The organism is Rhodopseudomonas sp. P2A-2r (genome assembly GCF_026015985.1).
Classification (GTDB): Bacteria; Pseudomonadota; Alphaproteobacteria; order Rhizobiales; family Xanthobacteraceae; genus Tardiphaga.
The window spans coordinates 2,573,118-2,594,927 of the sequence record NZ_CP110389.1 but is presented as its reverse complement, the minus strand read 5'-3'; the positions used below and the strand labels follow the sequence as shown (position 1 = coordinate 2,594,927).

Annotated in this window: 21 protein-coding genes and 1 pseudogene; 3 read left to right on the top strand and 19 right to left on the bottom strand. The window is 65.2% G+C overall.

The window, feature by feature from the left end; all coding sequences use genetic code 11:
* Nucleotides 1-2 precede the first annotated feature (2 nt).
* The 4 genes from ONR75_RS12160 to ONR75_RS12145 all read right to left on the bottom strand — a co-directional run bounded on the left by ONR75_RS12160 (nucleotide 3) and on the right by ONR75_RS12145 (nucleotide 3,343).
* Complete coding sequence (locus ONR75_RS12160; protein WP_265082813.1) at nucleotides 3-692, bottom strand: DUF2848 domain-containing protein; 690 nt, start codon at nucleotides 690-692, stop codon at nucleotides 3-5.
* A 187-nt stretch (nucleotides 693-879) separates the two neighbouring features.
* The gene (locus ONR75_RS12155; RefSeq protein WP_265082812.1) at nucleotides 880-1,260 is read right to left on the bottom strand and encodes a cupin; all 381 of its coding nucleotides are present in this window, start codon (nucleotides 1,258-1,260) and stop codon (nucleotides 880-882) included.
* 20 nt (nucleotides 1,261-1,280) lie between these two features.
* Nucleotides 1,281-2,780 carry a 4-hydroxyphenylacetate 3-hydroxylase family protein gene (locus tag ONR75_RS12150; protein WP_265082811.1) on the bottom strand — a complete coding sequence of 500 codons (1,500 nt, stop codon included), beginning with the start codon at nucleotides 2,778-2,780 and terminating at the stop codon, nucleotides 1,281-1,283.
* Between the two features lie 26 nt (nucleotides 2,781-2,806).
* Nucleotides 2,807-3,343, bottom strand: a complete 537-nt coding sequence (locus tag ONR75_RS12145) for a flavin reductase family protein (RefSeq protein ID WP_265082810.1) — start codon at nucleotides 3,341-3,343, stop codon at nucleotides 2,807-2,809.
* On the opposite strand from ONR75_RS12145, the gene ONR75_RS12140 reads away from it, so the two are divergent.
* Complete coding sequence (locus tag ONR75_RS12140; RefSeq protein ID WP_265082809.1) at nucleotides 3,342-4,061, top strand: MarR family winged helix-turn-helix transcriptional regulator; 720 nt, start codon at nucleotides 3,342-3,344, stop codon at nucleotides 4,059-4,061. The genes ONR75_RS12145 and ONR75_RS12140 overlap by 2 nt on opposite strands.
* A gap of 112 nt (nucleotides 4,062-4,173) precedes the next feature.
* On the opposite strand, the gene ONR75_RS12135 is transcribed toward ONR75_RS12140, so the two are convergent.
* The 10 genes from ONR75_RS12135 to ONR75_RS12090 all read right to left on the bottom strand — a co-directional run bounded on the left by ONR75_RS12135 (nucleotide 4,174) and on the right by ONR75_RS12090 (nucleotide 14,490).
* Complete coding sequence (locus tag ONR75_RS12135) at nucleotides 4,174-4,911, bottom strand: ABC transporter substrate-binding protein (protein ID WP_265082808.1); 738 nt, start codon at nucleotides 4,909-4,911, stop codon at nucleotides 4,174-4,176.
* Entirely contained in the window at nucleotides 4,905-5,342 is a 438-nt protein-coding gene (locus ONR75_RS12130; RefSeq protein WP_265082807.1) for an ABC transporter substrate-binding protein, read from the bottom strand. Before ONR75_RS12130 ends, ONR75_RS12135 begins: the two co-directional genes overlap by 7 nt.
* 39 nt (nucleotides 5,343-5,381) lie before the next feature.
* Complete coding sequence (locus ONR75_RS12125) at nucleotides 5,382-6,122, bottom strand: ABC transporter ATP-binding protein (RefSeq protein ID WP_265082806.1); 741 nt, start codon at nucleotides 6,120-6,122, stop codon at nucleotides 5,382-5,384.
* Nucleotides 6,119-6,883, bottom strand: coding sequence for an ABC transporter ATP-binding protein (locus tag ONR75_RS12120; protein WP_265082805.1), 765 nt, complete (start codon nucleotides 6,881-6,883; stop codon nucleotides 6,119-6,121). The genes ONR75_RS12125 and ONR75_RS12120 overlap by 4 nt, the downstream gene beginning before the upstream one ends.
* A complete protein-coding gene (locus tag ONR75_RS12115; RefSeq protein WP_265082804.1) occupies nucleotides 6,883-7,725 on the bottom strand; it encodes a branched-chain amino acid ABC transporter permease in 843 nt (280 codons plus the stop codon). Before ONR75_RS12115 ends, ONR75_RS12120 begins: the two co-directional genes overlap by 1 nt.
* Entirely contained in the window at nucleotides 7,725-8,735 is a 1,011-nt protein-coding gene (locus tag ONR75_RS12110) for a branched-chain amino acid ABC transporter permease (RefSeq protein ID WP_265083632.1), read from the bottom strand. Before ONR75_RS12110 ends, ONR75_RS12115 begins: the two co-directional genes overlap by 1 nt.
* Nucleotides 8,736-9,504: 769 nt before the next feature.
* Entirely contained in the window at nucleotides 9,505-10,878 is a 1,374-nt protein-coding gene (locus tag ONR75_RS12105) for a four-carbon acid sugar kinase family protein (RefSeq protein WP_265082803.1), read from the bottom strand.
* Complete coding sequence (locus ONR75_RS12100) at nucleotides 10,875-12,137, bottom strand: ribulose-bisphosphate carboxylase large subunit family protein (RefSeq protein WP_265082802.1); 1,263 nt, start codon at nucleotides 12,135-12,137, stop codon at nucleotides 10,875-10,877. Before ONR75_RS12100 ends, ONR75_RS12105 begins: the two co-directional genes overlap by 4 nt.
* A 99-nt stretch (nucleotides 12,138-12,236) precedes the next feature.
* Complete coding sequence (locus tag ONR75_RS12095; protein WP_265082801.1) at nucleotides 12,237-13,568, bottom strand: MFS transporter; 1,332 nt, start codon at nucleotides 13,566-13,568, stop codon at nucleotides 12,237-12,239.
* Between the two features lie 91 nt (nucleotides 13,569-13,659).
* Nucleotides 13,660-14,490, bottom strand: a complete 831-nt coding sequence (locus tag ONR75_RS12090; RefSeq protein ID WP_265082800.1) for a phosphogluconate dehydrogenase C-terminal domain-containing protein — start codon at nucleotides 14,488-14,490, stop codon at nucleotides 13,660-13,662.
* A gap of 260 nt (nucleotides 14,491-14,750) precedes the next feature.
* On the opposite strand from ONR75_RS12090, the gene ONR75_RS12085 reads away from it, so the two are divergent.
* Entirely contained in the window at nucleotides 14,751-15,503 is a 753-nt protein-coding gene (locus ONR75_RS12085) for a transcriptional regulator NanR (protein WP_265082799.1), read from the top strand.
* A 94-nt stretch (nucleotides 15,504-15,597) separates the two neighbouring features.
* Here ONR75_RS12085 and ONR75_RS12080 read toward each other — a convergent pair.
* The 4 genes and pseudogenes from ONR75_RS12080 to ONR75_RS12065 form a co-directional block, all read right to left on the bottom strand.
* Nucleotides 15,598-16,462 (bottom strand): annotated as a pseudogene (locus tag ONR75_RS12080) (aldose 1-epimerase family protein).
* Between the two features lie 42 nt (nucleotides 16,463-16,504).
* On the bottom strand, nucleotides 16,505-17,428 hold the full coding sequence (locus ONR75_RS12075) for an MlaD family protein (RefSeq protein ID WP_265082798.1): 924 nt from the start codon (nucleotides 17,426-17,428) through the stop codon (nucleotides 16,505-16,507).
* A 20-nt stretch (nucleotides 17,429-17,448) separates the two neighbouring features.
* A complete protein-coding gene (locus ONR75_RS12070; RefSeq protein ID WP_265082797.1) occupies nucleotides 17,449-18,219 on the bottom strand; it encodes an ABC transporter ATP-binding protein in 771 nt (256 codons plus the stop codon).
* A gap of 2 nt (nucleotides 18,220-18,221) precedes the next feature.
* Nucleotides 18,222-19,355 (bottom strand): ABC transporter permease, encoded by a 1,134-nt coding sequence (locus ONR75_RS12065; protein WP_265082796.1) that lies wholly within the window; start codon nucleotides 19,353-19,355, stop codon nucleotides 18,222-18,224.
* Nucleotides 19,356-19,602: 247 nt separating this feature from the next.
* On the opposite strand from ONR75_RS12065, the gene dgcA reads away from it, so the two are divergent.
* Nucleotides 19,603-20,607, top strand: coding sequence for an N-acetyl-D-Glu racemase DgcA (dgcA, locus tag ONR75_RS12060; protein ID WP_265082795.1), 1,005 nt, complete (start codon nucleotides 19,603-19,605; stop codon nucleotides 20,605-20,607).
* On the opposite strand, the gene ONR75_RS12055 is transcribed toward dgcA, so the two are convergent.
* Nucleotides 20,559-21,791 (bottom strand): MFS transporter, encoded by a 1,233-nt coding sequence (locus tag ONR75_RS12055; RefSeq protein ID WP_265082794.1) that lies wholly within the window; start codon nucleotides 21,789-21,791, stop codon nucleotides 20,559-20,561. The genes dgcA and ONR75_RS12055 overlap by 49 nt on opposite strands.
* Nucleotides 21,792-21,810: the final 19 nt, after the last annotated feature.

Below are 21,810 nucleotides of genomic sequence, written 5' to 3'. Positions count from 1 at the left end.
ACCTATCCCACCACCGGCAGCGTCATGATGTCGTAGCCCGCAGCGATCCTGCGATTCAGCACGGGATCCTCGATCTCATAGTCGAACCGCGTCGCCGGCCGGATGCCGCCCTTGGCCGCAAACGTGCCGCCGAACATCGCGGTGCCGTCCGGCAGCATTGCGCCGCCAAAGCCGAGCCTGATCAGTTCCGCCACCGGCAGCATGCCGGAAAGCGTGCCTTCCTGGTACAGCACCCGCACGCCATCGATGGTGGCGAACGAGCGCAGGACGATCTGGTCCCAGTGCCCCTCCACCTCGGCGAGATCCCAGAGCGTGGCGGCCACCGGCTTGTCGCACATCTGCTTTGACACGGTGATATTGTAGGTCTCGACCTTGCGGTCGGTATGGTCGGAGCCGACGCCGACATAGGTCTTGCCGTTGCCGCCGATCAGCACGAACTCCACTTCCCCCGACGACTCGCCGCCGGTGCATTCGATGGCCCCGTCCGTGGTAAAGCGCCGCGCCGCGCAGCGGTAGTAGATCGGCGTCGAAGCCGGCGGCGCAATGCCGATGGCAGCCAGCTCGGCAATGTGATGGTCGCGCGCCACGGGATCCCGGCCGGTCCAGCCGGCGATGACTCCCTGGGTGATCGTCAGCGTCAGTGGCGACGGGCCGGCTTTGGCGTCCAGCGTGAACGCGATGGTGGTCGTCATGTCATGTTCCTTCGTGCAACTGGCTCGGATGATACGGCCCTCACGGTCAGAAGCGCGTCTTCGCGCGTCGCGAACCGTGAGAAAGTTCGGGGTTCATCCTTCGAGACGCGCGTGAAGCGCGCGCTCGCGCCCCGAGGGCACCGGACGCGGATGTGGTCGATGCAGCAAACGTTGCTGCCGGTCTCGCTCAGACCGGATCGAAGTAATGGATTTCCATCAGCATGCAGCCATTCACCGACTTGAACGGCCCGTGAAATGCACCGGGCGGGCGGCAGGCATAGGTGTGCGGCTGGAACGATTCTCCGCCATTGCCCTGCTCGTCGTTGCCGACGATAAGGTCGCCGGAGAACAGGAACACTTCTTCCCAGTATTCGTGAACGAACGGCTTGGTCGTGTAGATGCCCGGCTCGAACCGCAGGATGCGGGTGCGGCTGCCTGCCTTGTTCACCTCGTCCAGCGCGCCCGACAGGATCTTCTGCTGGATGCCGGCGGGATAGCCGGGCGGCACTTCCCAGCCAGTGCTCATGTCGAGGGTACGGAATTCGTCGTGCAGTTTGTTGATGGCCATGTTCAAGCTTTCTCGGTCAATCAGGCGACAGCGCGGGGAAACGTATCCGGATTGCTCCGGGGCGTCACTTCGTCGGCGAGGTCGTAGCCCGACAGCATCTTGTCGAGCAGACCCGCGGCGTTTTTCCAGTCATAGGTGCGGAAGGCGTGTCCCTTGGTCACGAAGGTCGCGCCGGCAAAGAACATCTCGTATTGCGAATGCCGGGACGCAAACTCGGATCCCACCGCATCCCAGGCCAGCTTGTAGAACTTCACCTTGTCGATAGCCCCCGCCGCGGGCGACTGCTGGGTCTTGCCGATCAGCCGCGAAAGCTCGGGATTATCGAAGTCCTTGACCGAGGACGGCAGCATGATCATGCCGCCACCGGCGAGTTCGCGCAGCGTGCCGATAATCTTGGCGTAGAGCTGCTGGGTCAGCACCTGCGCCGCGTAGAGCATCGCCCGATCAGGAATGAAATAGGCGCCGCGCTGCGTCCCCTTGGTCTCCATGGCGAGCACGAAGGCCTCGACCATGCTGACTTCGGCGGCCAGCTGGCCGAGCATCTCGCGCACCTGCGGAAAGCCGACGACGCCGTTGGTCTCCGCGGTCCGCATCGCGATGCCGATCAGGAAGCGCAGCTTCACCGTCAGCCGGATCATCGCCTGGTAGTTCTGATAGACATGGGCTGGCGTCGCATGGAACTGTTTCTGGCACATGGCGATGTCGTCGACGATGAAGACCCTGCTCCAGGGTACCTTCACATCGTCGAAATACAGCACCGCATCGTTCTCGTCGAAGCGGCTCGCCAGCGGATTGTCGAATACCGACGGTGCCGCGGCCTCATAGGACTTTCGCGACAGGATCTTGAGGCCCTTGGTGTTCATCGGGATTGCGAAGGAGACGGCATATTTCTCGTCGCCCGGCTGCAGCGGCTGGATGCAGCTCACGAACACCTCGTTGGCCATGATGCCGCCGGTCGCCAGCATCTTGGCGCCGCGAACGGTGATGCCCTCGGCGTCGCGCGACACGACGCCGGCCGACAGGAACGGGTCCGCCTGCTCGGCCGCGCTCTTCGAGCGGTCGGCCTGCGGGTTAATGATGACGTAGGTGAGATAGAGATCGTTGTCGCGGGCATAGCGGTAATAGTCGGACAATGCCGCGGCACGCTCCTTGTCATAGGCCTCGAACACTTCGAGACCCATGAACATGCCGGAGATGCACGAGGCGACATGATCGGGCGCGCGCCCCATGAAGCCGGCATGCAGCTCCGTCCAGGCCTCCAGCCCCTTGCGACGGGTGGTCAGCGCCGCGTAACTGCCCGGCAGTTCCCAGATGCGGTTGGCGCGGGTGCCGGTCTCGGTCTCGAACGTCATGAGCTCGCGATTTTCCGGCGCGCTCTGGAAGTCGAACATGCGGCCGACCGAGGCCACCACGCCGCGAAACGCCGGGTGGCTAGTGACGTCCTGCACCAGTTCGCCGTCCAGATAGATCTCGCGACCGTCGCGCAGGCTGTCGATATGCTGTTGACCAGTCTTGATCATGGAATGCCTCGTGCTCTGTTAAAACATCATGTCGGGTTGGCATCGGACGCGGTTGCGTCGCAGCCGCGGGCTTGACTTGGCAGGCCGTGATAGGCGCCGCGGAAAAAGATCAGCGGTTCGTTGTCAGGACGGGCGGAGAACTCCACCACTCGGCCGACGAAAATCACGTGGTCGCCGCCGTCGTATCGGGCGTAGGGCGCGCATTCGAAATGGGCCAGCGCGCCGGCAATCAATGGCGCGGCGGCGTGGCCCGGCCTGTGCTCGACGCTGTCCCAGCGGTCGCCGATCGACCGCGAGAAGGTGCGCGACAGGTGCTCCTGGTCGCGACCGAGAATATTCACCGCGTAGCCCGTGGCCTCGGTCATGGCCTGCAGGCTCGACGACCTGCGGTCGATGGAGAACAGGATCAGAGGCGGATCGACAGACACCGAATTGAACGAGCTCATGGTCATGCCGATCGGGCTGGCATCGGCCGACTGCGCGGTGATCACCGCCACGCCGGTGGCGAACTGGCCGAGCGCGTGGCGAAAAGCGCGGGTATCGACTGCAGCGGCGGCTGTCATGTTCACTCCGGAACCATATAGCTTTATTACAAAGGTATATTATCGAGGCGAAACGGCGACTGTCAAGTTCGGCGACACTCCGGACGGCGGCTTGCCTATCCAACTTGTTTGCGATTCGGTCGCCCGGTATACCGATAACAACGCAGACGGGAATCGAATGGCGAGCAAGGTCAGACAACGAAAAGTGAAGGTCGAGCCGACCATCTCCCGGCAGCAACTGATGGTCGACGGATCGGACGCCGGGTTCCGCCAGTTCCTGCATGATACGCTGGCTTTTTCGGCGCGGTTGCAGGCGGTGCGCGCCCAGTTGGGCGCGGCAATCGGCCTGTCCGGCACGCAGTACACGGTGCTGATCGCCATCGCCCATCTGAGCGGGGGCGACGAGAAGGTCGGCGTCAACCAGATTGCCGCCCACCTCCATTTCAGCGGCGCCTTCATCACCATCGAAATCAAGAAACTGGTGACGAACGGACTGGTGGAAAAGGAGACAGACGCCGCCGACCGCCGTCGCGTCGTCCTCACCATCTCGCCAAAGGCCCGGGCGCTGCTCAACGAACTTGCGACGGTGCAGCGGCCGGTCAACGACATGCTGTTTCGGAGCCTGACAGTGAGCGATTTCGACAGGTTTCGCAAATTGATGTCCGCCATGGTCGAGGACGCCGACGAGGCGATCCGGCTGATCGATTACAAACTGGTCCAGCAGAAATCGGCGAAATAGGTCGACCGGATCTCGTCGATGCGGCGATCGACCCATGCCTGCCTCACCGTGCCTGCCTGAGCGCGCAGCGGGAAACCGCGAGGCTTCCCGCACCAATCGCAACCTGCGCGGCTTACTTGGCGCCGCCGGCGTCGAACAGGTTCCAGCGCCCGCCGCGGGCCTCGATGACGTAGATCGGCTTCACGGAGTCGCCGTTCTCGCCGAAGGTGATCTTGCCTTCCACCGTCGGCAGGTCCTTCTGGGCGCGCAGCTGATCGCGGATCGCGGTGCGCTCCTCGGCGACCTTGGCCGGCGCGCCGGTCACTTTGCCCTTCTTCATCGCTTCTGCATACATGTAGACGATGTCATAGGACGAGGCGTCGCTCTGGTTCGGTACCTTGCGGCTGCTGCCGGCCTTGGTGGCGCGTTCGCCGAAATCCTTGACGAACTTGCGGGTGGCGTCGTTGAGGTCGTCATAGAACGTGGTGCCGATTAGAGTGCCTTCGCCGGCATCGCCGAACCGCGCGGGCAGGTCCGGATCGGCCACGGTGGTCCCGGCGATCAGGCGCCCGGTCACGCCCTGGCGCTTCATTTCCTTGGCGAGATTGATCATCGCTTCCGGCGGAGCGCCGAAGCCGATCACGTCGGCTTTCATCTGCGCCAGCTGCGACACCTGCGGCGACAGGTCGAACGCCTTGTACTGGAAATCGACAGAACCCTTGAGGGGGATCTTGGCTTCCGTGAAAAGGCCGGGCAGCACCGCGGTGCCGACCGACTTGGAGACGGCATCGTCGGTGGCGTAGGCGATGGCGGCGGAGGACGCCGGTAGCTTCCGGGCGACCAGCGACTTCAGCACGGTGCCGATCACCACGCCCTCATCGACGGTGTTGCGGAAGGCGTATTTGAACGGCGCGGCGATGCCGGGGCCGAGGACGACATCGACATGGACACGATGCCGAGACGCTCGCCGGCCGCGAAGGCGACGCGTGCCTCGCCGGAGGAGAACGGACCGACCACAGCGAGCGCATTGTTGTCCTGGGCGAACTGCTGCACGGCCAGAACCGACTGCTTCGGATCGCCGGCACTGTCGAACTTCACGACCTTGATCTTGTTGCCGTTGATGCCGCCAGCGGCGTTGATCTCGTCCACCGCCATGTCGACCGCGATCTCGTTGTTCGACGCCAAGCTCACAAACGGGCCGGTCTTGGCCATGGTGAAGCCGATGACGAGGTCTTCGGCGCTGGCATGAGCGGTGCTCCCCAGCATCAGTGCAGTCACGGCAAGCAGGACTTTACGATTCATGATCGGACTTTCTCTGGTTGGAAGTGGGATCGGATAGGTTCATGCGGATTGGTGATCCGTCGTGGCGCCGCCGAGATAGGCCTCCTGCAGCCGCGGGTCCCTGGCGAGTTCTGATGGATCGCCCTCGAGCACGACGCGACCGAGTTCGAGCACCACGGCATGATGCGCGACAGACAGCGCTTTCCCGGTGTTCTGCTCGATCAGGAGGATGCTGAGACCGTCGCGGTTGAACTCCCTGATCAGGTCGAACAGCCGGCTGATGAACAGCGGCGACAGGCCGAGCGACGGCTCGTCCATCATCATCAGCTTCGGCCTGGCCAGCATCGCTCGCCCGACCGCCAGCATCTGCTGCTCGCCGCCGGACAGGCTGGAGGCGAGCATGTCCTTGCGGCTGGCGAGGTTGGGGAAGCGGTCATAGATCGCCTCGATCTCGCGGCGGACGGCCTGGGTGTCCTTGCGCAGGTGCGCGCCGAGCAGCAGGTTTTCCTCGATAGTCAGGGAGATGAGGATCTGGCGGCCTTCCGGCACCAGCACGATGCCGGCGCCGACCCGGCGGTGCATCGGCTGCGCGGTCATCCGCGCACCGGCGAAATAGATGTCACCGCCGGATGGTTTCAGCGCGCCGAGAATGCTGAGCAGCAACGTGCTCTTGCCCGCGCCGTTGGCGCCCAGCACGGCCACGATCTGTCCGTCGCCGACGCGCAGCGTCACGTCGCGCAGCGCGGCCACCCGGCCGTAGGATACCGTCAGGTTGGAGACTTCGAGCAGGGGCTGGCTCATGCCGCGTCCTCCGTGCCCAGATAGGCTTCGCGCACCCGCGGGTCGGTCTGCACGTCGGAGAACGAGCCCTCGGCAATCTTCCCGCCGAAATTCAGCACCACCACCTGACTGCAGATCGCGCTGACGAAATGCATGTCGTGCTCGATGACCAGCAGCGTCACGCCACGGGATTTCAGCAGGTCGAGATGCTGCTTCAGCTCCGCCGTTTCGGTCGCGTTCAGCCCTGCGGCCGGCTCATCCAGCATCAGCAGCGACGACGACGCCAGCGTGGCCCGCACCAGATCGATGCGCTTGCGAATGCCGTAGGGCAGCGCGCTGATCCGCTCGTGGGCGTATTTCTGCAACCCGCATTCTTCCAGCTCGCGCATCGCGCCGCGAATCCAGCGGTGGTTCGGGATCAGCCGGAACGGCTGCAGCAGATCCATCAGACCCGACGCCCGCACGTGCTGGCCGACCAGCAGATTGTCCAGAACGGTCAAGTGCGACATTAGCCGGATGTTCTGGAAGCTGCGCGCGATGCCGGCCTGGATGCGTCGGCGCGACGGCACCGCGGTCATGTCGCGGCCGTCGAGCGCGATGCTGCCGTTGCTGACGGCATAGACGCCGCTGATCAGGTTGAAGACCGTGGTCTTGCCTGCACCGTTGGGGCCGATCAGCGCCATCGAGGTCCCCTTGGTGACGTCGAAGGACAGGTCACGGATGACGCTGAGGCCTCCGAACGACTTGCCGAGGCCCTTCACCGACAGAAATGGCGCGGCCATCACGCGGCCTCCCGGACGAACTGCCGACGCAGATATTTCCCGAAGCCAGCGGTGATCAGGCCCTGCGGCCTGACCGCCATGAACAGGATGATGAAGATCGCAAACAGCGCATAGCGCCACTGCGCGCTGGCGCGCAGCAGTTCCGGCATCAGCGTGAAGATCAACGCGCCGACCAGCGGCCCCCAAACAGTCTGGGTGCCGCCAAGCAGGACATAGAGCACCGTATAGACGCTCAGCATCACGCTGAAATACTGCGCCTCGATGTAGTTGAAATAGTGCGCGTACAGCCCGCCGCCGATCGCCGCCACCGCGGCGCCGACCGTGAACGCGGCCACCTTGATCGCGCGGATGTTGATGCCCATCAGGTCCGACACCAGCGGGTCGCTCTTCACCGCGGTGAGATAGAGCGCGAACCGCGTGGTGGACAGCAGCGCCATGAAGCCGATGACGCCGACCGCGGTGCCTATCACCGCGACCGCACCGACATGCGCGGTGACCGGATAGCCGGAGGCACCGCCAACCACATCCAGGTTGAGGAAGATCGCCGCGATCACCTGCCCCAGCGCGAAGGTCGCCAGCGCCAGATAGATGCCGTGAGTGCGGAGGATCGGGATAGCCACCAGCAGCGCCACGGCCGCGGCGAGCGCACCGCCGCAAGCAATGGCACCGACGACTGGAAAGCCCATCTCGTTGGTCAGGTATGACGCCGCATAGGCGCCGACCACCATGAAGCCGGCAATGCCGAGATTGAGTTGTCCCGCCGCCAGCGGCAGATATACAGCGTAAGCGGCGATCACGTTGAACGACAGCAGAACGAGGATGCCGAGATGATAGCCGCTCATCACAATTTATCCCTGGCCGCCGGCTTGCCGAGCAGCCCTTCGGGGCGGACGATCAGCAGCAGGAGCAACAATCCGTAGACGCAGATATTGACGAAGTCCGAGCCGAGCGACTGGATCGACAGCACCTCGACGAGACCGATCAGCAACCCGCCGATGATCGCGCCCCAGATGCTGCCCATCCCACCGACGATCATGGCGCTGACGCCCTTGAAGCCGAGATTTTCGCCCATGAACGGCGAGACCTGCAGGTAGCTGATCGCAAACAGGATGCCGCCAAGGGCAGTGAACAGCGCGTTGAAGACGAACAGCTGCGGCACCAGCGCGCCGACGTTGACCCCGAGCAGCGCGGCCGTATCGCGGCTCTCGGCGATGGCACGAATGCGGCGCCCGGCATTGCTCTTCTTCAGGAAGATCGAAAGACCGAACACGACGCCGAGCGAGATGATCAGGCTGATGAGCTGCGCCCCGCCGAGCACCACCGGACCGATCCGCATGTTGAAGTCGCCGATCACCTGCGGGAACGACTGTTGGTCGGAGCCGAGATAGATAATCGCAATGTTTTCCAGCAACACAAGGAAACCGAGCGAGCTGACAAGGGGCACTTCCGGGTCGCTGTTCTTGGCCGGACGGTACGTCAACCAGTACACCAGCAGCCCGACGAAACCGGCGCACAAGAACGCTGCACCGAAGGAGACGCTCCAGTGCCAGCCGACCTTGAGCATCGCCCACGACATCATGCCGCCGATCATGAACGTGCCAGGAATCGAAAAATTAAGGAACTTCAGAACACCGACCGCCAGCGTGAACGCCACAGCGATCAGCACATAAATTCCACCTAGCATAAGCCCGTTGATAACCTGCTGTACGATCATGCGCGCTTTTCGGTTTGAGCCGTCATACCAAATATCTTGCTTACAATGTTTGAGCGACCGAACGGCAACAGGCCGCATTCCCCATCTATCGCCGGCCTCCGTCCCGCGCAGCGCGCGCCGTTGCCACGCTCGATGCATCGTCAATATCGACGATCGCTTTGCGCCGCGCCCCCGGTCACTTCCCGAGCCTCCATCGCCCGCGAAGAAGACGGTGGGATCGGCGGCCGGACCATACGCTCCTTTGCCCGTATATTGCTAAACAACTTTGCTATTATTCAAAGTCAAATATTTAAGCAAGCCTTGCCGAATGTTTGCGCAAGATCCGGATTTGAGCGGCCGCTGGCCCATGGGTCACGCCGGCGCGCCCCGGCACACCTGCTCGCCACGGCACCGTCTCAACTTTTATTCGATTATTATCCTATTTCGACCTATAATCCGTTCCGTCCTGCTCAACGAGAGGCGCTGTCATGAGGCGTCTTGAGAGTGGAGCAGGATGCGGTGTCCCGCGCGCGTGCCTCGCAAGCACGCCCCGGGAGGCTGGAGGTCACCGTCCGGGCCCACTACGGGGCTCTGCCGCTCTTTGCCGGCTGGACGTGGACAGTGGCAACGCGGGGAAATCCCGCCGGAAACTGTCCCGGAAGAACGGTCCCTCAGCCATAAATCCCGCGGTGGCGCGCCGGCAGGCGCCGCGATCCATCGCAAGATGGACCGCGTCCCAACCACCACAACCGCGCCTGCCGGCGCGCCGCTCCCCTCATGTCCCGAGGGGAGAACTGCTCATACCTCGGACGCCATCGGCGCCGCGAGAACGGCAGAGCTTGGCTGTTTGACATTCAAATCGGAATTTGAGCGACACGCGCGGCTATGACGCGCAGATGCGCTGCACGTGGCGCCGACCGTCCGGCTCTCAGCCGCGTTTGACGGCGGAGAAGTAGTCGGGCGCCCCGATCTGTCCGCCCTTGAGCGCGATCTCGCGGCCGTCGCAGGACGGATCGTCGGCATAGGCGCGGCACAGCGGGGCACCCGGCGCAATCGGCGCCAGCGCGGTCAGCGCGTAGATGCCCATGGCGAGCGTCGCGTGGCCGGACGTGTCGCCGCCGGCGACCACGCAGCGGCGCAGCCGCGCCTTGCGCATCACCTGGTCGAGCAACTGCCCGAGCCCCTTGCCGATGCGATCGTTGACCGCGCCGCTGGCGCTGCCGCTGGTGGCGATGGCGGCGCCGAGCGCGGCGACGCCGGGGTCGTCGGGGCCGGCGGCCGTAAAGATGAGCGGATCGCGTCCCCGGCCGATGGCCGCCAGCGCGTCGTCCGCGGCCTGTCCGATCGCCCGCGCCCAGTCATCCGGATCCACCGCGCGCGTGGCATCGATCCGCAGCGCGGCGAAGCCGTTGTCGCAGGCATGGGCGATCTGCCCGGCGGTCACCGGCGAACAGGAACCTGACACGCAGGCGATGCGGTCGACGCCGCTGCGAACGGCGCGCTCGTCCGCCTTGTCGAGCAGGCCGCAGGCCTGCCAATACGCCACCAGCGCGTATTCGACGCCCTGCGATCCGACGGCGAACACGGGCCGTCCGCCACGTTCCCAGATCAGGCGGCCGGCCTCGATCAGCGTCTCCTCGTCGACGACGTCGAGCGCAACGATGCGCGCGCCCTGCGCCAGTTCATGCGCGAGAACGGCGTCACCGCGGCCCTGCTTCGTGGAAACGAGATCGACCAGACCCATCGGCCGGCTGGTCTGGCGTGCGAGATGGCGACGCACGTCGGCCTCGTCCATGGGCGTCACCGGATGGCGGGCCATCACCGGATGGCGATCCAGCCGGTGCGCAGTTCCTGCCACCGCGGCGAACAGGTTGCCGAAGGCCTGGTAGCGCCCGATCGCCGGCGCCGCGACGACGAATGGAGTCCAGCCCTCCGCAAACACGCCGGCAGCGATATCGATGGCGCGGCCGATCGATCCGACATGCGGCGCCGAATCCAGTGTCGAGCAGATCTTGTAGTGCACCACCGGCGCATGCAGGGCTGCCAGCGCGGCGAATAGTCCCGGCAGATGGGCGTCCATCCAGTCCGGCGTCTGCGACCTCGCAATGCCGGCAATGCCGACCCCGCGGTAACCGGCAAAACGTTTCAGGCGTTCGGGCGTCGGCGCATCCAGGAACAGCGCCGTCGGCAGGCCGGCGAACGACATCACCTCCATGGTCGATGTCGAACCGGTGAAGTCGTCGCCGTAGAAGCCGAGCAGCAGCCCGTCGGGCAGCGCACGCGGAGCCGCAAGGCCGGTCATGCGAAGGAGCCCGCAAGGGCCTTGGCCAACGCCGGATGGCTGCGCGCATGGACCTCGAGCGGGATGCCGGCCATCGCCGCCTCGTAGGCGCAGCGAAGGCTGGTGACGCCGGCCGCCGGGCCATCGGGATGGGCCATGATGCCGCCGCCCGCGGTCACGATCAGATCGCCGGAGCCCAGCCCCTGAAAGGTCGCCGGTGCCTGCCGCGCCGACTGGCCGGACGAAAACACCGGCATCGCCAGGCACGGCTTGTGCGCGAACATCGGCGTGAGGCAGGCTTTCGCCGAAGCGATGACGCTGTCATCGTCTTCGTAGAATTTGCTCTGCAGGCCATTCACATGCATGTGGTCGGCGCCGGCCAGCCGCCAGAACTTCTGCCACGCCACATAGGACCAGCCGAGCAGCGGGTGACGGCCGAGATAGCCCCAGCCGTTGCGATGCGCATGGATCGGCAGTTGCGTGTGCCGTCCCAACTCGATCATGCCGACCAGACCGACCGAGTTGAGACTTGCCATGATGCAGGTGCCGCCCTGCGCCACGACGAAATCATGGCGCCGGCGCATCTGGTCGAGGTCGCCGGTCAGGTTGAAGGCGATCATCACCTTCTTTCCCGTGCGGTCGGCGTGCCGGTCGACCACCTCCATGACCGCCCGCACGCGATCCTCGAACGGACAGGCCGGACCGTCCGACTGCAACTCGTCATCCTTGACGAAATCGATGCCGGCCTCGCACAGCACCGAGACAAGCTGGGCGGTCTCGACCGGCCCGAAGCCGACCGACGGCTTCACGATCGACCCGATCAGCGGTCCGTTGGCCACGCCGGTCAGGGCGCGGGTGCCGGCGACGCCGAACTTCGGGCCGGGATAGGCGTCGGCAAAAACGTCCGGCAGCCGGATGTCCAGCAGACGCAACCCGGACGCCTGCTTCAGTTCGAACAGATTGCCGGCGACCGTGGCCATCAGATTGGGAAGCGACGGGCCGATGTTGTCGATGGGCCATGACAGCGTCACCCGCGCCTGCCGGATGGCGGTGGAGTCTGCCGGGCGACTCGCGCCGGGCAATGCCATCCGGTCGGCGGTGCCGACGATCTCCAGGGCTTCGACGCGCGCGGCGGCGCGTTCTTTCAATTCCGGCGTCTCTCCCGGCACCGCAACGAACGTGCCGCTCGACTGCTCGCCGGCCATGGTCTCGGCGGCCTTGCGGGGATCGAAGGCCGTTTCCAGCAGGTAGTCGGCTTCGATGCGTTTGAAGGAAGTCATGGCTGTCTCCAACGATGCAGCGCCCCTGAATGGGAGCGCTGCGAGATTGTTCCGGCCGGCTTGCCGCGGACAGCGACGCCGGTCGGCATGGGCTAACCGCTAGGCGCCGGATCCAGCGCGCAGGGCTACCGGCTCGGCGCTGCGGCCAACCAGATATACGACGATCGCCGACACCAGCATCACGCCGCCGACCACCAGCATCGAGATCTGGTAGGATCCCGTGGCATCCTTCACAGCGCCGGTAATGAAAGGCGCGGCGAAGCCGGCGGCATTGCCGACCGTGTTGATCAGCGCGATGCCCGCTGCGGCACCGGCGCCTGACAGGAAGCGCGCCGGGATCGCCCAGAAGTTGGGAAGCGCCGAGAAGATGGCACAGGCCGTGATGGTGATCGTGGCGATCGTCATGGCCGGCGATCCCATCGTCAGCGCCACCGGGATCGACAGCGCTCCGACCAAGGCCGGGACCCCGACGTGCCACCATTGCACACCACGCTTCGAAGCGTCCTGGCTCCAGAAATACAGCGCGAACGCCGCCGGCAGGTAGGGCACCGCCGTGATCAGCCCCTTCTCCAGGACGCCGAACTTGGTGCCGAACTGAGCCTCGAATCCGGAGATGATCGTCGGCAGGAAGAAGGCCAGCGCATAGAGGCCGTAGACCAGACCGAAGTACACCAGCGCCAGTGCCCACACGCGCCCGTTCAGCAACACGCTACCGACCATGGCGCCCTGCGGGTTGCTCTTGGCGCGTTCCTCATTTTCGAGCGCACGGGTCAGCCACGCTTTTTCCTCGGGCGTCAGCCATTTCGCGTCGGCGGGCTTATCGACAAGATAATACCAGGCGATGATGCCGACGACGATCGCCGGCACAGCGACGCCGAAGAACATGATGCGCCAGCCGGCAAGGCCGAAGGCGCCGTCAGCCTGCAACAGCAGCCCAGCGAACGGCGCACCGAGCACGGTGGTCAGGGGCTGGGCGATGTAGAACAACGCCAGGATCCGGCTGCGATGCTGCTGCGGCACGCACAGGCTGAGATAAAGGATTGCGCCAGGAAAGAACCCGGCTTCGGCAACGCCGAGCAGAAACCTCAGCGCATAGAGGCCCTCGGCGCTGCTGACCCAGGTAAACAGCAGCGCGATGATGCCCCAGGTCACCATGATACGGGCCAGCCAGCGCCGCGCGCCGAACCTGTGCAGCGCCAGGTTGCTGGGAATCTCCAAGAGGATATAGCCGACGAAAAACACGCCCGCGGCGAATCCGAATTGCGCGGCCGTGAGGCCGAGATCTCTGGTCAGTCCGTTGGGACCGGCGAAGGAAATCGCGGTCCGGTCGAGAAAATTGATGAAGAACATGAGCGCGATGAACGGCACGACGCGCAGCGATATCTTGCGCACTGCGGATTGTTCGACGCTGGCGGCTGTATTTGCAGGCATGGTTTCCCCGGTGGCCCTATTTTGTTTTGTTGTTTTGTTTTGGTTGGCTTGGGCACGCGCGTGCGTTGTGACGCACGTGCCCTGATCGTTGTCAGGTGATGCGACGGATGCTTTCCGCGATCTCGTCGTGATCGAACACCTTGATCCAGTCGTCGCGCATCAGCCGTGGCTTGCCGAAGGTGATGGCCTTGTTGCAGGCGTCGGAGAACTGGCCGTTGATCTGCTTGAAGGTCACCGCCGCCAGGATCGTCATGTGGCCGAGCAGGAAATCCCGCGCACAGTCGGCGGGCACGCCGCGTGCAACCACCTCGTCCATGGCCTCGCGCATCACGTCCAGCAAGGTCGCGCACACGGTTTCGGAAAGGCCGGGCTCCAGCAGGGCCATTTGCTCCACGGTGACGCGATAGGAGCGAACGATCGGCTGGTAGATCACCTTGGCGATCACCTCGCCCAGTTCGAAGGCCTCGTCCGGCCCCTGCATCAGGGCGCTGACGATGGACTGCGGCGCGCGAACGCCGCCGAAATAATCCGGCACGCCGGGGCCATGAACTTCGGCGTTGAAGATATCGGGATGGCAGGGATGGGTGACGAAGTACACCAGATCCTTGTTATCCGGCAGATGGCCGGCGAAGGGCGCGGCGGCATCCAGCGTCATGACCATGGTGCCCGGCTTCAGGCGCGGCGCGATGGCCGCCGACAATTTGCCGATCAGGGTGTCCGGCACGGCCAGGATGACCACCTTGGCGCCATCGAGCGCAGCATCTTCGGACACCGCGACAATGCCCAACTCGTCCTTCAGGCGCTTCTGGCCCGCTTCGCCTGGTTCGACATGACGCACCGTAAACGGCGATCCGATCAGATTCTTGGACAGGCGCATGCCCATCTTGCCGCCTGCGCCAAACAGCGCGATCGCTACGCTCATCTCGTGTTCCTCCCGTTTCCCATTCCGTCTGCAGCTGCGCCGGCACATCGCCGGCGCACAGCCGCGTCGGAACCCGGGCCTCGCACCGCCTTCATGCAGAGGGATGCGTTGGCCCAAAGTGGTATAATGACTACATAAGTGGTATGATCACTATATCACTAATACTGGCCCCGCAAGTCGAAGTTGGAGAGGACTGTGGATCGCCTGTGGCGAGCAGCAGGGCTGCCATGGCGGCGGCAAGTATGTGATATGTTGAGATAATGACCCGCCAACCGATCCAGCGCCGAAAACTCTACCAGGACGTCCATGACCGCCTGACACAGCGCATTCGCAGTGGCGAATGGGCGCCGGGCGACCATCTGCCTTCGGAACGCGAGCTGATGGACTTCTACGGTGTGGGGCGGCCAGCCGTGCGCGAGGCGCTGCAGACCCTGGCGCGTTCGGGGATTGTAGAGATCACGCACGGGGAGCGAGCGCGGGTAGCGGTGCCTACCGCCCAATTGCTGATCGAGCAGATCGCGAGTGGCGCCCAGCATCTGCTGCGCACGCAGCCGGGAACGCTGGAGCATATGAAGGAGGCCCGCGTCTTCCTCGAGGCTGGCCTGGCCAACATCGCAGCCCGGCGTGCGACCGCCGACGACGTGGCGCGGCTGCGGGTGCAACTCGCCGAACACCGCGCGGCGCTGGTGGAGCCGGAGATCTTTCTGGCGCGCGACATGGCCTTCCACCGGGAGATCGCAGCGATCAGCGGCAACCCGATATTTCCCGTCATCGTCGAAGCCCTGCTGAAATGGGCCAGCGAATACTATCACTCGATCGTGCGCGCACCGGGCGTCGAAAATCTGACCCTCGCCGAGCACGAGCGCATTGTGGAAGCCATCGCCGAACACGACGCCGCCGGCGCGGAACAGGCCATGCGGGATCACCTGCTGCGCGCCAACCTGCTCTATCGAAACCTCGAAGGTGCGGCGACCTCGCCTGCTGCCGCGCCAGGTCGCAGCGCAGCCCGCTGACGACATGACGGCACCGGCTGCAGCAGAGCCGGTGTTCGCAATACGAGATGTTCGGCGCGGCGTAGAACAACGCGGGCGAAACGAAGCGCGCCTGTTACGACACGCCGATGCGCTGCACGAAGTACCGGGTTTCGCCGATCGCGATGTGGATGACACCGGGCTTGCGGGAAAACTCGCCGTCGAAATCTGCCGGGCTGGCATAACCGAGCCACGGCTCGATGCACAGGAACGCCGCGCCCGGTTTCGACCACAGGCCGAGCTGGTGAAAGCCCTGCCAGGAAAAATCGATGGTCGGCGCGCCCGGCGCCATGTAGCGCAACGACGTGCTGGCGAGCTGGTCGATGACAATGGCATCGTCGGCGAACAGCTCTTCCGACAGCGCCAGCGCACCGCCCTCCACCGGCGACGGCTGCGATTGCGCGCGCAACAGCCCGCCGTCGAGACGCCGCACCGGCGCCGGTTCGGCGTCGGAGAACACGAGGGTGTGCGATGCCTTGTCCTCGGCGCCGGGCAGCGGCCAGGCGAAGGCGGGATGTGCGCCGATCGAGGCCGGCATCATCTCGTCGCCTGTATTGCTGACCTCATAGGTGATGACCAGTTGGTCGTCATGCACCGCATAGGTGACCAGCAGCCGGAATGCGAATGGAAACTTCTCGCGCGTCGCGGCGCTGTCTCGCAGCTCCAGCGAACAGGACTGCGCGTCGTGCGCCGTCCACGCGAAGCGAAGGTCACGCGCGAGATCCGTGCTGCGTCATCGGATAGGCCTTGCCGCGATGACGCAGCAAGTCACCCTTCAGCCGGCCGACGATCGGAAACAGGATCGGCGCATGGCGCGGCCAAACCGCGCCCGCCTGCCACAGCAGTTGCTGCCCGGCGGCGTCCTGGAGCGAGCACAGTTCGGCACCATCGGCCTTGACGGTCGCGGTGATGCGGCCGTTGCTCAGGGTGTGGCGCTCCATGGCGGGCCTCGATCGTGATGTCCTGGCGGATGAACGCGGCGGCTACTGTCGCTTTCGTCCGGCCGGAGCCGCTGCAGGGCCCGGCGGCGGTGCTTGCGCCGGGGCGTTGGTGCTGCCGGTGCTCGCCCCGAACAACAGACGGGTCGGATTGCGGTCGAGATTGTTCACGGCGCGGCTGATGTCTGCCAGCGTGCGGCGCCCATCGGCCATCAGCGCGCCCGACCGCTTGTCGAGGTTCTCGGTGAGCTCATGGAACGACTTCACCGCCAGCGTGAGTTCGCCGCCGTCCTTGCCGCCGGCCAGCGCATCGAGGCCGAGCAGGATATTGTCGGTGCGCGCCACCACGCCGTCGGCCTTGCTCATGATGCCGTCGGTCTTGCCCATCACGCTGTCGATCTTCAGCATGATGCCGTCGATCACTTCGGAGTTCTTCGCCAGCGTTGCCGTGAAGGTCTCGACATTGCGCAGCGAATTCTTCACCGACTCCTGATTCTCGGAGACGATGCGATTGACGTTCTGCAGCGTCGCCTTGATCGCTTCGGAAATGTCCTGCACCGCATTGGGGTCCGCGGTGAGCGTCGGCACGCCGTCCTGGTCGAGCGGCACGGCGGGCGCGGCTTCGTCGCCGCCCTTCAGCGAGATTGCCGAGACCCCGGTGAGGCCCTGGAACTCGAGGCCGACCAGCGTGTCCTTGCGGATCGGCGCGTTGTTCTCGACCATCGCCAGTGCGACCACGCGTCGCGGATTGTCGATCTTCACCGAGATGACTTCACCGACCCTGATACCATTGAAGTTGACATTGCCGCCGTTGCGCAAACCGGATGCGGGGCCCTCGAACACGATGCGCAGCGGGCTGCGCAGCTTGGTGCTGTGCAGGTTCTGGAACCAGAGCACAAAGCCGAACGCCGCCGCGATCACCGCCAGCGTGAACGTGCCGATCAGGACGTAGTTCGCCCGCGTTTCCATCCAACCAACTCCAGTAGCAACTAGCCGACAACGGCCCGAGCGCGTTTTCCGTGGAAGTATTCCCGCAGCCACGGATGCTGCGAGGCAAGCATGTCCGTCATGGTGCCTTGGGCAATGATCTTGCCCTCGCCCAACACGGCGATCCGGTCACACGCTGTATGAAGGCTGTCCAGATCATGAGTTACCATGAAAACGGTCAGGCCCAAAGTCCGCTGCAGCGTGCGCACCAGTTCATCGAAGTCGCCGGCGCCGATCGGATCGAGTCCCGAGGTCGGCTCGTCCAGGAACACGATCTCCGGATCGAGCGCCAGCGCGCGCGCCAGCGCGACGCGCTTGATCATGCCGCCCGACAGTTCCGACGGGAAGCGTTCGGCGACGTCCGGCTTCAACCCGACCATTCCGAGCTTGGCGATGGTGATCTCGTCGAGCAGACGCTGCGAGATGTTGAGATATTCGCGCATCGGAAACTGGATGTTCTGCATCACCGTCAACGACGAGAACAACGCGCCGTGCTGGAACAGGACGCCCCAGCGGCGCTCGATGACGCGCCTTGCCGCGAAGTCGGCGCTGTCCATATCGGTGCCGAACACCTCGATGTGGCCGGCGACCTTCGGCATCAACCCGATGATGGTGCGCGTCAGCACCGACTTGCCGGCGCCGGATGCACCGACGAAGCCGAGAATTTCGCCGCGGCCGACGTCGAGATTGAGTCCATCGAGCACATGCCGCGGGCCGAAATCGACGCGGAGGTCGCGGACCCGGATGATGGGCTCGAACGGGGTTGCCGGCATCGTCAGATTCCGATCGATGCGAAGAAGATGGCGAACACGCCATCCATGACGATCACCAGGAAGATCCCCTTCACCACCGACGCGGTGGTGTGCTGGCCCAGCGACTCCGCACTGCCCTGCACGGCAAGGCCTTCGACGCAGGCGACGATGCCGATCACCAGTGCCATCACCGGCGCCTTGATCATGCCGACCAGGAAGTGATTGATCGAAATGGCATCGCGCAATCGCGACAGGAAGGCTTCGGGGTCGACGCCGCCATACAGCCAGGCGACAAGACCGCCGCCGTACAACGCGGCCATGCCGCCGAGGAAAGTCAGGATCGGCAGCGCGATCACCAAAGCGATCATGCGCGGCAGGATCAGCACCTCGATGGGATCGAAGCCCATGGTGCGCAGCGCGTCGATCTCTTCGCGCATCTTCATCGAACCGAGTTCGGCGGTGTAGGCGCTGCCGGAGCGGCCGGCGACCATGATCGCCACCAGCAGCACGCCGAGTTCACGCAGCACCAGCAGGCCGAGCATGTCGACCACGAACACGTCGGCGCCGAACTTGCGGAAATGGAAGATGCCCTGCTGCGCCACGATGGCGCCGATCAGGAAGGTGATCAGCACCACGATCGGCACCGCGCGCCAGCAGACCTGCTCGAGATGGTGGACCGTCGATGTCAGCCGGAACTGGGAGGGGCGAACGAGCACGCGCAGCCAGGCCGCGATCACGGCGCCGGCCATGTCGATCAGCGCGACCAGGCCGGTTCCGATGCCGACGACGCTGCGGCCGACGCCGTCCAGCATGTCGGTGATCAGCATCCCCTGCTTGACGCTCGGCGCCGCCGGTTTGACCCGCTGCACTTCATCCACAAGGCTGGAATAATTGGCGGACAGGCCGGCGATCTTCGCCTCAATGCCGCCCTGGGTCAGCGACCGGCGCAGCCGCTCGATCAGCCAGGCGCCGAACGTGTCGAGCTTGGAGACCTGGGAAACGTCGATGAAGATGTTCGGCCGGCTGCCGGTCAGCTTCTCGGCATCGGTCACCAGCCGTTCCAGCGCCGGGGCGAAGGACGCCGTCCACGAACCGGCGGCACACAACGCAAGGCCATCGCCCTTGGCGACCTGTTCCAGACTCGGTCCGCCGCTCACGGCCGGCTCCTGCGCTCGTTTACCCTGTACATTTACCAAAGTCTTAACACGGAGCGGGTAATCTGAGAGTGTCCACACGATGGTATGGTTAATTCCAGCCCATATGATCCGCCGCGCAGTGAAAGACTGCGATTGCGTCGCAAACAAGTTCGAGCGTGACGTATACTTCGATGGATGCATCAATTTATTGTCGTCGCCGGCGCGGTAATCCCTCGCCTGCCCGATGCTCAAGACCCGAAGGCCGCCCTTGTCCGACGTCGACAATTCCCGATCGATCGCCCTCACCGCCCGGATCGAGCGCTGGCCGATCGCCGGCGCCTTCACCATCAGCCGCGGCGCCAAGACCGAGGCCGTGACCGTCACCGCGGAACTGTCGCGCGGCGGCGTGACCGGGCGCGGCGAATGCGTGCCCTATGCGCGCTATGGCGAGACCCCGGAAGCCACGCTTGCGGCGATCCTGTCCACGCAGGCGGCGTTCGACGGCGGCATCGGCATCCCCGCGCTGCAGGCTGCCTTGCCGTCCGGCGCCGCCCGCAACTCGCTGGACTGCGCCCTGCTCGACCTCGACGCCAAGGCCAGCGGCCGGCGGATCTGGGACCTGCTCGGCCGGCCTGCGCCACGCGCCTGCACCACCGCCTATACGATCTCGCTGGGCACGCCGGAGGCGATGGCGGCCGCCACCGCCAAGGCCGCGCACCGACCGCTGCTGAAGATCAAGCTCGGAGGCGACGGCGACGCCGCCCGGATCAAGGCGGTCCGCAAGGAAGCGCCGGAGTGCGAGTTGATCGTCGATGCCAACGAGGCGTGGACGCCGGACAACCTGGTGGAGAACCTCGCCGCCTGCGAAGCCGCCGGCGTAACGCTGGTGGAGCAGCCGCTGCCGGCCGGCAAGGATGCCGCGCTGGCGCGAATTCGTCGGCCGATGGCGATCTGCGCCGACGAAAGCGTCCACGACCTCACCTCGCTGCAGGGGCTGCGCGATCGCTATGACGCCATCAACATCAAGCTCGACAAGGCCGGCGGCCTGACCGAGGCGCTGGCGATGGCCGACGCTGCGCAGGCGCTTGGCCTGGAGATCATGGTCGGCTGCATGGTGGCCACGTCGCTGGCGATGGCACCGGCGATGCTGCTCGCCCGCCAGGCCCGCTATGTCGACCTCGACGGCCCGCTCCTACTCGCAGGCGACCGCGACGACGGCCTGCGCTACGACGGCAGCACGGTCTTTCCGCCCGACTCCGCACTCTGGGGCTGATCGCCGGCTGTGGGCGTGCCTGCGCGATGGCGGCCGAACCACATGATGGCGGCGCCACCGCAGGCCAGCGCGGCCATGGCCAGATAGACGCTCTGCCCATAGCGCGCATAGATCGCGCCGGACAGGACGGCGGCCGAGCTCATGACGATCCCCGTGCAGGCAGTCATGGTGCCCTGCGCACGCGCCGTGAGATGGCCGGGGACGTGGCGGACCAGCAGGCCCATAGTTCCAACCTGGGTCAGCCCGAAGGTCAGGCCGTGCATCAGCTGGATCGACGCCAGCACCGGCAGCGCAAGTTCCTGTGCCGTGATCAGCCAGCGCGCCACCGCGCACAGGCCGCCCAGCACCACCAGCAAGGCCGGCGGCAGGCTGAACCGCGGCGACAGCGCGAACACCGCGATCTCCGCCACCACGCCCAGCGACCACAGGCCGGCGATGGTCAGACCGCCGAGCCCCGAGGTCTGCCAGGTGATGGAGGCGACGGTGTAATAGGCGGCATGGCTGCCCTGGATCAGCGCAGTCGCCGCCATGATGGTGAGGAAGCCCCTGTCGCGCAGCAGCCCTGAGACGCCGGCCTGCGCCGGATGCGCGACCCGGCGGCTCTCCAGCGGTTGCAGGCCGAGGCTGGCGATGGCGCCGAGCGCCGCCATACCGGCAATGACCCAGATCAGGTGCCGGGCGGAGATGACCTCGACCAGCAGGCCGCAGGCCAGCGCCCCGACCACGAAGGCCGCCGATCCCCACAGCCGCAGCGGCCCGTAATCCAGCCCGTAGCGGGCCACGCCCTTCAACGCGTAGCCGTCGGTCAGCGGCACCATCGGCGTCCACACGCAGGCGGTGAAGGCAAAGGCGATGAAGATCGCCAGCGGCTGCTCCAGCAGCCCGACCACGGCGAAGCCCAGCGCGGTCAAGAACGCGGTGGCGATCATAGCGGCGCGCAGCGAACGGCGCCGCTCGGCGAGGCCGGTAATGAAAGGCAGGATGGTGAAGCGAGTGACCGACGGCACCGCTGTGATGATACCGATCCATGACGGATCGATGCCCACCGCCTTCAGCCAGACCGGGAAAAACGGCAGATAGGTACCCACCGAGCCGAACACCGCGCCGTAGAACAGCGCCAGCCGCACCGCGAATCGATGGGGCACTGTTGACGAAGCGATGGGGATTTTTGCCTCGACTGCCATCAATTCAATTGCGATTCGG

Bases quoted from the DNA above. Each gene is read 5' to 3' on its own strand.
- ONR75_RS12160 (WP_265082813.1), bottom strand. From the start codon at position 692: ATGACGACCACCATCGCGTTCACGCTGGACGCCAAAGCCGGCCCGTCG.
- ONR75_RS12155 (WP_265082812.1), bottom strand. From the start codon at position 1,260: ATGGCCATCAACAAACTGCACGACGAATTCCGTACCCTCGACATGAGC.
- ONR75_RS12150 (WP_265082811.1), bottom strand. From the start codon at position 2,780: ATGATCAAGACTGGTCAACAGCATATCGACAGCCTGCGCGACGGTCGC.
- ONR75_RS12140 (WP_265082809.1), top strand. From the start codon at position 3,342: ATGTTCACTCCGGAACCATATAGCTTTATTACAAAGGTATATTATCGA.
- ONR75_RS12145 (WP_265082810.1), bottom strand. From the start codon at position 3,343: ATGACAGCCGCCGCTGCAGTCGATACCCGCGCTTTTCGCCACGCGCTC.
- ONR75_RS12130 (WP_265082807.1), bottom strand. From the start codon at position 5,342: ATGAATCGTAAAGTCCTGCTTGCCGTGACTGCACTGATGCTGGGGAGC.
- ONR75_RS12125 (WP_265082806.1), bottom strand. From the start codon at position 6,122: ATGAGCCAGCCCCTGCTCGAAGTCTCCAACCTGACGGTATCCTACGGC.
- ONR75_RS12120 (WP_265082805.1), bottom strand. From the start codon at position 6,883: ATGGCCGCGCCATTTCTGTCGGTGAAGGGCCTCGGCAAGTCGTTCGGA.
- ONR75_RS12115 (WP_265082804.1), bottom strand. From the start codon at position 7,725: ATGAGCGGCTATCATCTCGGCATCCTCGTTCTGCTGTCGTTCAACGTG.
- ONR75_RS12110 (WP_265083632.1), bottom strand. From the start codon at position 8,735: ATGCATCGAGCGTGGCAACGGCGCGCGCTGCGCGGGACGGAGGCCGGC.
- ONR75_RS12105 (WP_265082803.1), bottom strand. From the start codon at position 10,878: ATGACCGGCCTTGCGGCTCCGCGTGCGCTGCCCGACGGGCTGCTGCTC.
- ONR75_RS12100 (WP_265082802.1), bottom strand. From the start codon at position 12,137: ATGACTTCCTTCAAACGCATCGAAGCCGACTACCTGCTGGAAACGGCC.
- ONR75_RS12095 (WP_265082801.1), bottom strand. From the start codon at position 13,568: ATGCCTGCAAATACAGCCGCCAGCGTCGAACAATCCGCAGTGCGCAAG.
- ONR75_RS12090 (WP_265082800.1), bottom strand. From the start codon at position 14,490: ATGAGCGTAGCGATCGCGCTGTTTGGCGCAGGCGGCAAGATGGGCATG.
- ONR75_RS12085 (WP_265082799.1), top strand. From the start codon at position 14,751: ATGACCCGCCAACCGATCCAGCGCCGAAAACTCTACCAGGACGTCCAT.
- ONR75_RS12075 (WP_265082798.1), bottom strand. From the start codon at position 17,428: ATGGAAACGCGGGCGAACTACGTCCTGATCGGCACGTTCACGCTGGCG.
- ONR75_RS12070 (WP_265082797.1), bottom strand. From the start codon at position 18,219: ATGCCGGCAACCCCGTTCGAGCCCATCATCCGGGTCCGCGACCTCCGC.
- ONR75_RS12055 (WP_265082794.1), bottom strand. From the start codon at position 21,791: ATGGCAGTCGAGGCAAAAATCCCCATCGCTTCGTCAACAGTGCCCCAT.